The sequence below is a fragment of the Caulobacter sp. SRI_008 genome (genome assembly GCF_057586355.1).
The window spans coordinates 96,899-108,414 of sequence record NZ_JBYCZS010000022.1 but is presented as its reverse complement, the minus strand read 5'-3'; the positions used below and the strand labels follow the sequence as shown (position 1 = coordinate 108,414).

Annotated in this window: 15 protein-coding genes and 1 pseudogene; 14 read left to right on the top strand and 2 right to left on the bottom strand. The window is 72.1% G+C overall.

The window, feature by feature from the left end; all coding sequences use genetic code 11:
- The 6 genes and pseudogenes from AC2YHT_RS19165 to AC2YHT_RS19140 all read left to right on the top strand — a co-directional run.
- On the top strand, positions 1-286 hold a 286-nt coding region (locus tag AC2YHT_RS19165), incomplete at its 5' end, for a hypothetical protein (protein ID WP_487291509.1).
- A complete protein-coding gene (locus AC2YHT_RS19160) occupies positions 283-882 on the top strand; it encodes a FliH/SctL family protein (RefSeq protein WP_487291508.1) in 600 nt (199 codons plus the stop codon). The genes AC2YHT_RS19165 and AC2YHT_RS19160, both read left to right, overlap by 4 nt.
- A complete protein-coding gene (locus AC2YHT_RS19155) occupies positions 879-2,201 on the top strand; it encodes a FliI/YscN family ATPase (protein ID WP_487291507.1) in 1,323 nt (440 codons plus the stop codon). Before AC2YHT_RS19160 ends, AC2YHT_RS19155 begins: the two co-directional genes overlap by 4 nt.
- Positions 2,198-2,680, top strand: coding sequence for a hypothetical protein (locus tag AC2YHT_RS19150; RefSeq protein WP_487291506.1), 483 nt, complete (start codon positions 2,198-2,200; stop codon positions 2,678-2,680). Before AC2YHT_RS19155 ends, AC2YHT_RS19150 begins: the two co-directional genes overlap by 4 nt.
- The gene (locus tag AC2YHT_RS19145) at positions 2,677-3,348 is read left to right on the top strand and encodes a hypothetical protein (protein ID WP_487291505.1); all 672 of its coding nucleotides are present in this window, start codon (positions 2,677-2,679) and stop codon (positions 3,346-3,348) included. Before AC2YHT_RS19150 ends, AC2YHT_RS19145 begins: the two co-directional genes overlap by 4 nt.
- 25 nt (positions 3,349-3,373) lie before the next feature.
- Positions 3,374-3,466: pseudogene (locus AC2YHT_RS19140) on the top strand (hypothetical protein); the annotation flags it as partial.
- Between the two features lie 13 nt (positions 3,467-3,479).
- Here AC2YHT_RS19140 and AC2YHT_RS19135 read toward each other — a convergent pair.
- Positions 3,480-4,136 carry a hypothetical protein gene (locus AC2YHT_RS19135; RefSeq protein ID WP_487291504.1) on the bottom strand — a complete coding sequence of 219 codons (657 nt, stop codon included), beginning with the start codon at positions 4,134-4,136 and terminating at the stop codon, positions 3,480-3,482.
- Positions 4,137-4,151: 15 nt separating this feature from the next.
- Positions 4,152-4,382 (bottom strand): hypothetical protein, encoded by a 231-nt coding sequence (locus AC2YHT_RS19130; protein ID WP_487291502.1) that lies wholly within the window; start codon positions 4,380-4,382, stop codon positions 4,152-4,154.
- Positions 4,383-4,462: 80 nt separating this feature from the next.
- Here AC2YHT_RS19130 and AC2YHT_RS19125 point away from each other — a divergent pair, with 80 nt between their 5' ends.
- The 8 genes from AC2YHT_RS19125 to AC2YHT_RS19090 all read left to right on the top strand — a co-directional run bounded on the left by AC2YHT_RS19125 (position 4,463) and on the right by AC2YHT_RS19090 (position 11,451).
- The gene (locus AC2YHT_RS19125) at positions 4,463-5,524 is read left to right on the top strand and encodes a sensor histidine kinase (RefSeq protein ID WP_487291500.1); all 1,062 of its coding nucleotides are present in this window, start codon (positions 4,463-4,465) and stop codon (positions 5,522-5,524) included.
- Positions 5,521-6,177: a response regulator transcription factor gene (locus AC2YHT_RS19120; protein ID WP_487291498.1), complete on the top strand. Its 657-nt coding sequence runs from the start codon at positions 5,521-5,523 to the stop codon at positions 6,175-6,177. The genes AC2YHT_RS19125 and AC2YHT_RS19120 overlap by 4 nt, the downstream gene beginning before the upstream one ends.
- A complete protein-coding gene (locus tag AC2YHT_RS19115) occupies positions 6,174-7,157 on the top strand; it encodes a FliM/FliN family flagellar motor switch protein (protein ID WP_487291496.1) in 984 nt (327 codons plus the stop codon). Before AC2YHT_RS19120 ends, AC2YHT_RS19115 begins: the two co-directional genes overlap by 4 nt.
- A 6-nt stretch (positions 7,158-7,163) precedes the next feature.
- A complete protein-coding gene (gene sctR / locus AC2YHT_RS19110) occupies positions 7,164-7,826 on the top strand; it encodes a type III secretion system export apparatus subunit SctR (RefSeq protein ID WP_487291494.1) in 663 nt (220 codons plus the stop codon).
- A 13-nt stretch (positions 7,827-7,839) separates the two neighbouring features.
- Positions 7,840-8,112 (top strand): type III secretion system export apparatus subunit SctS, encoded by a 273-nt coding sequence (sctS, locus tag AC2YHT_RS19105; RefSeq protein ID WP_110119753.1) that lies wholly within the window; start codon positions 7,840-7,842, stop codon positions 8,110-8,112.
- Positions 8,109-8,909 carry a type III secretion system export apparatus subunit SctT gene (sctT, locus tag AC2YHT_RS19100; RefSeq protein ID WP_487291492.1) on the top strand — a complete coding sequence of 267 codons (801 nt, stop codon included), beginning with the start codon at positions 8,109-8,111 and terminating at the stop codon, positions 8,907-8,909. The genes sctS and sctT overlap by 4 nt, the downstream gene beginning before the upstream one ends.
- Positions 8,910-9,026: 117 nt before the next feature.
- Positions 9,027-9,833 (top strand): DUF1521 domain-containing protein, encoded by an 807-nt coding sequence (locus AC2YHT_RS19095; protein ID WP_487291491.1) that lies wholly within the window; start codon positions 9,027-9,029, stop codon positions 9,831-9,833.
- Between the two features lie 148 nt (positions 9,834-9,981).
- Positions 9,982-11,451: an adenosine deaminase family protein gene (locus AC2YHT_RS19090; protein WP_487291489.1), complete on the top strand. Its 1,470-nt coding sequence runs from the start codon at positions 9,982-9,984 to the stop codon at positions 11,449-11,451.
- Positions 11,452-11,516: the final 65 nt, after the last annotated feature.

Genomic DNA, 11,516 nt, shown 5'->3' with positions numbered 1-11,516 from the left:
GATCGGCGAGCCGGCCCTGGACGCCGTTCTTGCCTCGCCCCCGGGCCTCGCGCCCGCCATCCCTCAGGCGGACGCCGCCCTGGCCGACGACGCGACGTTCGTGGCGCTCGGCGCGGCCGTGCTGCTGGCCGAGGTCGCCGACCGACCCGCCGCCGTTGTCCGCCTGCGCGATCTCTTCGACGTCGTTCCCCTAGCGCTCGATCCCGAGCGCGGACGCGGCGCGGCCCACGTCGCGCGGGGACTTTTCATGGCCTTCGAGGCCGGCGCGCTGGAGGTCGCCGCATGACCTATCTGCTGCTTTCCTCGGGTCCCTCGGCCGCGCTGCTGACCGACCAGCCGGTGATCCGCCGCGAGGACGTCGGCGCGGTGCGCGACGCGGCTGAGCTGACCGCCGCCCTCGACGCCCTGCGCCAGGCGACCCGCGAGGCCGCCCTGCGCGACGGCTTCGCCCAGGGCCACGCCGAGGGAACCGCCGCCGCCGCCCGCGAGACCGCCCAGGTGCTGGCCGGTGTCCACGCCGCCCTCCAGCTCGAACGCGATCGCCTGCGAAGCAGCGCCGGCGCCCTGGCGCTGGACATCGTCCGCCGCATCGCCGCCGGTCTGGCGTCCGACGAGGTGCTGGCCGCCCTGGCCGAGCAGGCCGCCCGCGACCTGCTGCCCGAAGAGCCGATCCGCGTCCGCGTCGCCCCCGAAGCGGCCGGCGCGGTGACCCGCCGCCTGTGGTCGATCGACGCCCGCATAGAGGTGGTCGGCGACCCTGACCTGCCGGCCGGCGACTGCGTGCTCGACACTCCGTCCGGCCGCACCCACGCCGGACTCGAAACCCAGCTGCGGGCCCTTGAAGCGGTGTTCGCCGTCCCCGCTGGCGAGGCCGCCGCATGAGCCTCGACGCCGATACCGACGCCCGCCTGCGCGAGGTCCTGCGCGGCGCCCGCACCGTCGAGCGGCGCGGCCGCGTGGCCCAGGCCTTCGGCACCACCGTCCGCGCCACGGGCCTGGACGTGCGCATCGGCCAGGAGTGCGAGATCGTCGACCGGGCCGGCGGCCATGCGGTCAAGGCCCAGGTGGTCGGCCTCGACGGCGGGGCGGCGATCCTGACGCCCCTTGCGCGGCTGGAGGGCGTGGCGGTCGACGCCGAGGTCGTGGCCGGTCCGCGTCGCAGCGAGATCGGCGTTGGCGAGGGGCTGCTGGGCCGGGTGCTCGACGCCCATGGCGAGCCGCTCGATGGTCTGGGCCCCATCACCGGCCTGCTGCGGCCGTTCCCGGTCTATGGCGAGGCCCCCAATCCGCTGGCCCGTCCGCCGATCGCCAGGCCCTTCGCCACCGGCGTGCGGAGCGTCGACGCCTTGCTGACCACGGGCGAGGGCCAGCGCGTGGGCCTGTTCGCCATGGCCGGCGGCGGCAAGTCGACCCTGCTGGGCATGTTCGCCCGCCACGCCCGCAGCGACGTCAACGTCATCGCCCTGATCGGCGAACGCGGGCGGGAGGTGCGTGAGTTCCTCGACGACTGCCTGGGGCCGGAGGGCCTGGCCCGCTCGGTGGTCATCGTCTCGACCTCCGACCGCCCGGCCATGGAGCGGGTGCGCGCCGCCCACGTCGCCACCGCCATCGCCGAAGGGTTCCGGGCCGAGGGCCGCCGCGTCATGCTGCAGATGGACAGCGTCACCCGCTTCGCCCGCGCCCTGCGCGAGATCGGCCTGTCGGTGGGCGAGCCGGCCGTGCGCCGGGGCTTTCCGCCGTCGGTCTTCGCCGAGCTGCCTCGCCTCTTTGAAAGGGCGGGCTCGATAGAGGGAGGGACGATCACCGCCTTCTACACCGTGCTGATCGAGGACGAGGAGGGCGGCGACCCGGTCGGCGAGGAAGTCCGCTCGATCCTCGACGGCCACATCTATCTGTCCCGGAAGCTCGGCCAGGCCGGCCACTATCCGGCCATCGACGTCGCCGCCAGCCTCAGCCGGGTCTTCCCGCGCGTCACGGGTCCGGAGCAGCAGGCCGCCGCCTCGAAGGTGCGGGGCTGGATGGCCAAGTACGCCGAGATCGAGTTCCTGCTCCAGATCGGCGAGTACAAGCCCGGCGGCGACCCGCTGGCCGACGAGGCCATCGCCCGTCGCGCCGCCATCACCAGTCTGCTGCGCCAGGACGCGCACGACGCCGTCGCCTTCGACCAGGCCCTGGCCGCCCTGATGGAGACGGCCGCATGAGCGCCGCCCGCGTCCAGGTCCAGGCCCTGACCCCCGTCGTCAAGCTGCGCGAGCGCCGCGTCGAGAAGGCCATGCGCGAGGCCGCGCAGGCCCGCCGCAAGGTCGCCGACGCCGTCATGGCGCTGGAAGCCCGCGACCGGGCGATCGCCGCCCACGACCTGGCCAAGGCCCAGCTCGACGACTGGTTCGCCGGCGGCCTGTCCGGCGCGGCCCACCTGATCGAGGCCGCCCTGGTGCGGCGTGAGGCGATCGCCACGGCCCGCGACGCCGACCAGCGCCTGCGCGACCAGGAGGCCGTGGCCCTGGATCTGGCCCGCGAGGATCTCGCCGTCGCCCTGCGCGACCTCGCCCGCGCCCAGGGCCGCTTCGACGCCATGAGCGGCCGCCTGGATCTCGCCCGCGCCCTGGTCGCCGCCGACCGCGAGGCCCGCGAGCAGCTGGAGATCGAGGACGCCGGCGCCCTGAGGAGAACCCTATGACCGCCATCCGTGACAGCGCCCCGTCCGATCGTTCCAGCCCGTCCAGCCAGCGGTCGTCCTCGTCCGATCAGGCTGCGCCCTGGCGCGGCGCCGAGTTCCAGGCCGCCCTGCAGCAGGCCGCCGACCGTCGCGAGCCCGTCGCCCGTCAGCCGGCCCGCGCCGAGCGCCAGAAGGAGGCCGAGCGCGAGGAGAAGGAGGAGGGGGCGAGCGTCGACCTTTCCGCCCTGCTGGGTCCGGCCCGCGAGTTCAAGGACCTGGCTTCCGCCTCCGAGCCCACGGGTGTCGACGCCATCGCGGCCCTGACCCGCCAAGGCGGCGAGTCGGTCGACATCCCCGTGACGGGGCCGGCCACGGCCAGCGCCGCCGAGATCGAGGCCTTCGCCGCGGCCATGGACCAGGCCTGGATCGCCGCCGGCGGCGACCGCAAGGCGCTGGCCCTGGGTCTGGCCGACAAGAACTCGCTGCTGACGGGCCTTGGCCTGGCGCGCGGCCCCGACGGCGCGGTCTCCTTGACCTTGGCGGCCCGGCCGGACGCCACGCCCGAGGTGACCAAAGCCCTGGAGGCCCTGCGCAAGCGGCTGGAGGTGCGGGGACTGGCCCTGGCCGACCTCTTCGTCGAGGCCGATGACGGCCTGGATCCGGAAAGCCTGATCCGGAGGGTGCGGTGAGCAGCGGCCCTGAGCAGCCAGTTGCGTGGACCTCGCCCTTCGACAGGCTCAGGGTGAGGTCCATTGCGGACGTTGCAGTAGAAAACCTCACCCTGAGCTTGTCGAAGGGCGAGGTTTTCGGCCCGCCAGTCCTATCGAAGAGGCAGCCCGAACCGCCCCCGATCAGCTTCCGCCGCCCGAGCCACGGCGCGGGCCACCTCGGCCGGCAGATCCCCCGCCGCCCAGCGGTCGGCGAGGATCTCGATCAGCCGGCGGCTCTGGGCGTTGTGCAGGCCCTCGGTCGGGTCGGCGGCGTCGGCGCGCAGCTTGTCGATGTAGAGGCTGGCCGCCTTGGGCGAGGCCGAGACGAGATCCAGCAGATAGGTCGCCGCCGTCTCGAAGGCCTCGGCGTCCAGCGGCGCGTCGGCGATATCGCGCACCAGCCAGACGCACAGAAACTCCAGCGGGCCGACCTTGCGGCTGTTGCTCAGCAACGGTCCGCCAACCCCGAAGCTGGAGAAGCCGCCCGCGCCCCAGGCCGGCACGCGCGCGGCGGGCAGGCGGGCGGTCAGCAGGGCCTGGGCCAGGGTGTCGGCGACCAGCGCCTTGACGTCCGGCTCGCCGAAATGGGCCACGGCCGCCAGCAGCTTGGCGAAGCCGGGGTAGAGCGCATCGCCCAGATCGGTGCAGACGCGCTCCAGCACATCGACGCGCCGGTCCAGGCTCGGCTGGCCCTGCAAGCCCTCGACCAGGGCCTGGGCGGCGCCGAACCAGTCGGGCTCGGATTTGAGGATGCGGTCGGCGGTCACGCCCCGACGCTAGCGTCAGACGAAGCCGTTGTCGCGGGCGTCGGTGAGGCGGTCGGCGACGGCGCGGGCCGTATCGTCCAGGTCGCGCGAGGCGCCCGACAGGCCGATGCGGCCGTCCTGGCGCGAGAAGCCGGAGAAGTCGCCGAAGGCCTGGGCGCGCGAGGGCTCGCCGGCCGGGGAAATCCCCGAAAGGCCGTGGCTCCAGACGCCGGAAACGGACGGGGCGTCGATGCGGCTGGCGGACATGGCGAACTCCTTCAGTCTCTCGATACGAAGATCAACGCGCCGCCGCCAGTCGGGTTTTCCCTAGCCGGCGGGAGACCCGTATGACCGGTCTGGCCGCCCTGCTGGCCCCGTCGCCCGAGGCGCAGGCCCTGGAGGCGCTCGATCTCGCCGTCGCCGCCTTCGAGGACGCGGCCTCGCCACGCCTGGCCTGGCGAACGGCGGCCTTCGCCCGGCTGACGGCGGGGCTCGCGCCCGGCCAGACCCCGTCCGGCGGCCTGCTGGCGGCGGTCGAGGCGGCCCAGCGCGGGGAGGGCGGGTTGCACCCGCTCGACCTCGACGGCCAGGCCTTCGAGGCGCGCACCGTCGCCGGCGACGGCCGCATCCACCTGATCCTCTCCAGCGCCGCCGAGCGCCGACAGGCCGAGGCCCGGCGCCTGGCCGATCGCGAACGCCTGCTGCTGACCTCGCGCGTCATGTCGGTGGGCGAGATGGCGACCATGATCGCCCACGAGCTGAACCAGCCCATCGGCTCGATCGCCAACATCGCCCGGGGACTGAAGGCGCGGCTGTCGCGCGGGGCGCTGGCGAAGGAGGAGGGCGTCGAGGCCCTCGATCGCGCCGCCGAGCAGGCGCTCTACGCCTCGGGCGTCATCCAGCGCATGCGCTCCTTCGTCGAGCAGCGCCAGCCCCAGGTCGAGCCGCTGGATCTGCCCCGGCTGGTCCGCGCCACGCTCGACCTGCTCGACTGGGAGATCGCCCGCGACAAGGTCGTCGCCCGCGCGCGCTTCGACGCCCTGCCGCCGGTGCTGGGCGATGCGGTGATGATCCAGCAGGTGCTGGTCAACCTGGCTCGCAACGGGCTGGACGCCATGCGCGGCCGGCCCGGCCCCCGCCGCCTGACCATCGCCGCTGGGCCCATGGAAGGCTCCGACCGCATGGTCGAGCTGACCGTCGCCGACAGCGGCCCGGGCGTCGACGCGGCCGCCGCCGACAAGATGTTCTCGCCGTTCTTCTCGACCAAGCCCGGCGGCATGGGGGTGGGCTTAGGGATCTGCCGATCCATCGTCGAACTGCATCGCGGGCGGCTCTGGCACGCCCCGGATCCCGAGGGGGGGACCGTATTCCACATCGCGCTGCCCGCGGCGCGCCAGGAGGAGCCATGACTACCCCCTCGACATCCACGCCGGAGGCCGCCGCCCCGCCGAACCCTCTGGGCGCGGTCTGCCTCGTCGACGACCACGGCGAGTTCCGCCAGTCCGCCGCCTGGTGGCTGGAGAGCCTGGGCTACGCCGTCTCCACCTTCGACGGCGCCCGGGCCTTCCTCGACGCCGGCGAGCCGCCGGCCGACGCCTGCCTGCTGCTGGACGTGCGCATGCCCGACATGTCGGGATTGGAGCTGCTCGACGCCCTGAAGGCCCGCGGCTGCCAGCGGCCGGTGATCTTCATGACCGGCCACGGCGACGTGCCCCTGGCGGTCGAGGCCATGCAGAAGGGCGCCGTCACCTTCCTGGAAAAGCCCTTCCAGGAGGCCGCCCTGGAGGCCGCGCTCGAACGCGCCTTCGCCCAGGTCCGGCCCGTCGTCTCGCCTGGCCAGGAGGCCTACGCCCGGCGCGTCGCCGGTCTCACCGACCGCGAACGCGAGGTCATGGCCCTGGTGGTGGCCGGTAAGGTCAACAAGGTCATCGCCTACGAGCTGGGCATCAGCCCCAAGACCGTCGAGCTGCACCGCTCGCGGATCATGGCCAAGATGGAGGCCGTCAGCCTGACCCGGCTGGTGCGCATGGCCGTCACCGGCAGCGTGGACGACGACGCATGAGCGCCTTCCTCGACCTTGAAGCGGGGGAGGGTCCCGCCGTCGACCTCTCCGACCTCGTCGCCCGCAACCGCGCCCTGGCCGTGCTGGCCGCCCTGCGCGCGCCGGGCCTCGTCACCCGGGTTTCGCTGGACCCCGAGCTCGGTCCCGGACCCTGGATCCTGTTCGAAGCCGGCCAGCGTCTGGCGATCCGCGAGCTCGCCGGCGCCGCCTTCGCCCTGGCCGACGACGCCGAGCTGCTGATCGGCCTCGACCGCGTCGAGCCGGTCGTGGCGGCTATCGAGGCGGCGACCACCGAGAGCCTGGCGCCCCTGGGCGTCGAGGCCCAGGCGCCCGACGGCCTGCTGGCCCTGTCGATCGAAGCCCTGGCCCAGGACGGCGCGCCCTTCGCCCGGCTGGTCCTGGCCGTCGATCCTCAGGCCGCCCGCGCCTGGCCCGAGCCGATCTTCGATCCCTGGGCGCCCGGCGCGCACCTGGCCGTGCCCGCCGCCGGCCCGCTGGTGCTGGACGGCCCGGAGCTGCCGGCGGCCACCGCCGCCTCCCTGCGTCCCGGCGACATCGTGCTGACCCCGCTGTCGGCCTCGCGCCCGGGCCTGGCCACCCTGACCCTGTTCGACCGCCGCCTCGTCGGCCGGTTCGACCTTTCCCACCATCGCTTCACGCTCAACGCCATCGAGGAGAGCGCCATGGCCCCGCCGCCGCTCGACATCGCCGTCGTCCCCACGGACGAGGTTCCCACCGACGCCGCGCCGGTCGCGCCCGCCGACCTGCCCGTGCCGCTGAAGGTGCTGCTGGGCGAGGCCAGCCTGCCGCTGTCGGAGCTGTCGGGCCTGCGGCCCGGCGCGACCGTCGTCCTGGCCGGCCCGCGCGAGGACGCCCCCGCCGTGCTGCTGGCCGGCGGCCGCCCGATCGCGCGCGGCCGTCTCGTGCCGGTCGGCGAGGCCTGGGGCGTGCTGGTGGAAACCATAGGCGGCGAGGGCTGAGCGCAGATGGACCTCTCGCAGTTCTCGCCCGGGTCGGCCCTCATCACCGTCATCCTGCTGGCGCTGGCGCCGTTCGTGGCGGTGATGGTCACCTCTTTCACCAAGATCGTCGTCACGCTCAGCCTGCTGCGCAATGCGCTGGGCCTGCAGCAGGTGCCGCCCAACATCGTGCTCAACGGCCTGGCTTTGATCCTGACGCTCTACGTCATGTATCCGGTCGGCCAGCAGATGGCGGCCGCCAACCAGGGCGTCAAACCGATCGCCGCCGTCAGCAGCGACACTCAGGCGCTGTTCACCTATGCCGACAAGGCCAAGGAGCCGCTGCGCGAGTTCCTGATCAAGCATTCGACGCCCCGCGAGCGCGCCTTCTTCCTGAAGACCGCCCAGCGCATCAACGGCCCGGAAAAGGCCCGCGCCCTGACCCAGCGCGACTTCATCGTCGTCGTCCCGGCCTTCACCGTCTCGGAGCTGGCCGCCGCCTTCCAGATCGGCTTCCTGATCTTCCTGCCGTTCCTGATCATCGATCTCGTGGTGTCCAACATCCTGCTGGCCATGGGCATGATGATGCTGTCGCCGACCACGGTGTCGCTGCCGTTCAAGCTTCTGCTGTTCGTGCTGATCGACGGCTGGGTGAAGCTCGCCCACGGCCTCGTGCTGTCCTACACCTGAGGAGGGCCGCGCCATGCTGAACGCCCAGGCCATCGAGCTCGTCAACCAGGCCCTGTGGCTGGTGCTGATCCTGTCGGCCCCGCCGATCGTCGCCGCCTCGCTGGTCGGCCTGCTGGTGGCGGTGATCCAGTCGGCCACCCAGCTGCAGGAGCAGACCCTGCAGTACGCGGCCAAGTTCTTCGCCATTGTCCTGACCATCTTCGTCACCGCCAGCCTGCTGGGCGGCACGCTCTATCGCTTCGGCGACCGGGTGTTCACCGAGTTCCCGGCCATGGTCCGCCGATGAACACGCCCGACTGGCTGGGCGCGATCTTCTCCAACACCATGGTGCTCGCGGTCGGCGCGACCCGGGTGGCGGCGGCCTTCATGCTGCTGCCGCTCTTGTCGCCCGAGACCGTGCCGGCTCTGGTGCGCAACTCGATCTTCCTGGCCTTCGGGATCATCGTCATCACCCTCCAGCCGCAGGTCGCCCAGATGGAGCTGCCGACGGTCCAGTGGATCCTGATCTTCGGCAAGGAGGCGGTGATCGGCCTGGTCATCGGCTTCTTCTTCGGGACGATGCTGTGGGCCCTGGAGGCGGCCGGCCAGATCATCGACGCCAAGGTCGGGGCGACCATGGCCCAGGTCGTCGATCCCTTGAGCGGCCACCAGACCTCGCTGACCGGCGAGTTCCTCGGCCGCCTGGCCAACTTCGTCTTCATGTTCTCGGGCGGCCTGCTGCTGATGGTCGGGGTGATCCTCGACAGCTACGCCATCTGGCCGATCGGCAGCCTGACCCCGATGCTGTCCTTGCGCAGCCTTTCCCTGTTCGAGGGCGAGTTCTCGCGGCTGATGGTGATGGCGGTGATGCTGTCGACCCCGGCCCTGATCGTGCTCTACCTGGTCGACGGCGGACTTGGCCTGATCAACCGCTACGCCCCGCAACTCAATGTCTTCTCCCTGGGCCTGGCCATCAAGTCGTGGATCGCCACGGCGGTGGTCCTGGCCATGCTGACGGGGCTCGTTCAGCTGCTCCTCAACGAGATCGGCGCCCGGCCCTCGACGATCCTGCAGGTGCTGCGGGCGCTGGACGGGAAGGGGTGAGGAAAAACCTGAGCTAGGGTTTTCCCTGATGGGGTACGCCCCAGCTATCTCGACTGCCCCGCTCGGCGCCACCTTTCGTCGCAGGCCGCATGGCGGCGATGAGAGAGGGTAGGAGCGATGACCACCATCAACGGGTCGCTGAGCACGGCGATCAACAGCGCGATCCTGACCGGGATCGGGGCCGAGCTCGGCAAGTCGCTGGGAAGCTTCGGCGCCATGCAGTTCACCCTGGGCGCCATCGTCGCCGGCCTGTTCCAGCCCGCGCCCGCCCAGCAGCCCTTCACCGCCACCATGCCCGGCGAGGGCAAGGCCGAGATCGACATCGGCGACGGCTACACCCTGTCGATCAACGAAGCCAATTCCGAGATCGTCGTGCGCGACGCCGACGGCAACGCCACCCGCGTCTGGGGCGACCCCCATGTCAGCTACAACGGCGAGCACATCGGCGACTTCTGGGGCACGACCACCTTCCAGCTCGAGAACGGCACGAAGATCACCATCAACACCGAGACCTCCAGCTGGAACAACATGACCTACGCCGAGCAGGTGGTGGTCACCCGCGGCGACCAGGCGATCGTCATCGACGGGGTCAGCGAGCAGACCAAGGGCGACTTCTCCGTCACCCTGGGCGGCAATGGCTATGCCCTGGACGCCGCCCATGACGACGGCCTGGTGATCCACGAGGACGACGCTTCGGCCACCGGCTGGACCAGCAGCATCGACGGCGGCGCGGTCGGCCAGGCCGATTTCGACCTCACCAAGCCCGGCGCCGAGGGCCTGCGCGAGACCCTGCAGACCTTCCATGCGGGCCTTGGCCTGCTGCTGACTGGCTGGCTACTGGGCGCCGGCGCGGGTCTGGGCCTTTCGGCCGACGCCTCGGTCTCCGCCCGCGCGGCCGAGCGGTTCCCGCTGCTGAACCTCTAGCCGCGAGCGACGCCGTCCGGTCCTTTCCGCCGCGCTTGATTTGCCAAACGCCGCAAATCATCGTCGGTAGGCGGAAAGGATCAGGGGGCGGTCGATGCGCGCGCGAATGAAGTTGCTGGCGAGTGGACTCGCCATGGCGGCCGGGCTGTTGACGCTCTCGTCCGCCCTGGCGCCCGCTCTGGCGGCTCCGCCCGCGCCCTCCGCCGAGGCGCGCGCATCGGCCGCCTTCGACGCGGCGCTGAAGAACCGCGCCGCCCTGCGCCTGTTCCTCCAGGCCATGCCCAAGGGCGGCGACCTGCACAACCACCTGTCGGGAACCCCCTACGCCGAGGACTTCCTGGCCTGGGCCGACGCCGACGGCCTGTGCGTGACCACCGACGTCCAGCCGGCCCTGGCCAGCGGGCCGTGCGACGCGCCCGGCCGCAAGCCGGCGCGCGGCCTGGCCAAGGCCGATCCGGCCCTCTACGCCCGGGCGCTCAACTCGCTGTCGATGCTGAACTACAACCCCGGCGCTGACGGCGCCCAGGCCTCCGGCCACGACCAGTTCTTCTCGACCTTCGGCCGCTTCGGGGCGGTGACCGAGAACAACCTGCCGGCCATGCTGGCGGTGGTCCGCGAATACGCCGCCGGCGACCATGTCGGCTATGTCGAGACCTCGGTGAACCCCGGCGCCATCTACGACCTGGTCAACAAGGTCCGGAACGAGACCTGGGACGGCGACTTCGACAAGGCCTTCGCCGCCCTGGAGCCGGGCATACCCGACCTCGTCGCCAAGGTCCGCGCCGAGATGGACGCGGCCGAGGCCCAGTCCGACCGCCGCCTGGGCTGCCAGACCCAGAAGCCGCGCCAGGGCGCCTGCGCCGTGGCGCTGGGCTACCAGGCCTTCGCCGTGCGGATCCTGCCGCCGCAGGTGGTCTTCGCCCAGCTGACGGCCGCCTTCGCCCTGGCCGACGGCGACCCGCGCTTCGTCGGGGTCAACATCGTCGCCCCCGAGGACAACCCGACCTCCCTGGCCGACTACCGCCTGCACATGCGGATGCTGGGCTACCTGCACGCCCGCTATCCGAAGGTGAAGCTGTCGCTGCACGCCGGCGAGCTGACCCTGGGCCTGGTCCCGCCGCGCGACCTGTCGTTCCACATCCGCGAGGCGGTCGAGGTGGCCGGCTCGGCGCGCATCGGCCACGGCGTCGACATCGCCCACGAGGCCGAGGCGCGAGACCTGCTCAAGCGCATGGCTCGCGACAAGATCGCCGTCGAGATCAACCTGACCAGCAACGACGTCATCCTGGGCGTAAAGGGCGCGGATCACCCGCTGCACCTCTACCGCAAGGCCGGCGTGCCGGTGGTGCTGTCGACCGACGACGAAGGCGTCTCGCGCATCGACCTGACCAACGAATATCTGCGCGCCGCCACCGAGCAGGGCCTGACCTATCGCGACCTCAAGGCCATCGCCCGCGACAGCCTGGAATACGCCTTCGTCCCGGGCAAAAGCCTGCGCGGGGCGGCCGAATGCGCCAAGCCGGGCAAGGCCTGCGAGGCGTTCCTGGGCGCGAACCCGAAGGCGCAGCTGCAATGGAAGCTGGAGCGGGACTTCGAGGTGTTCGAGGCCTCTTATTGACCCTCTCCCATAGGGAGAGGGAGGGGCCCGCGCGAAGCGTGGGAGGGTGAGGGGGTACGCCGCCA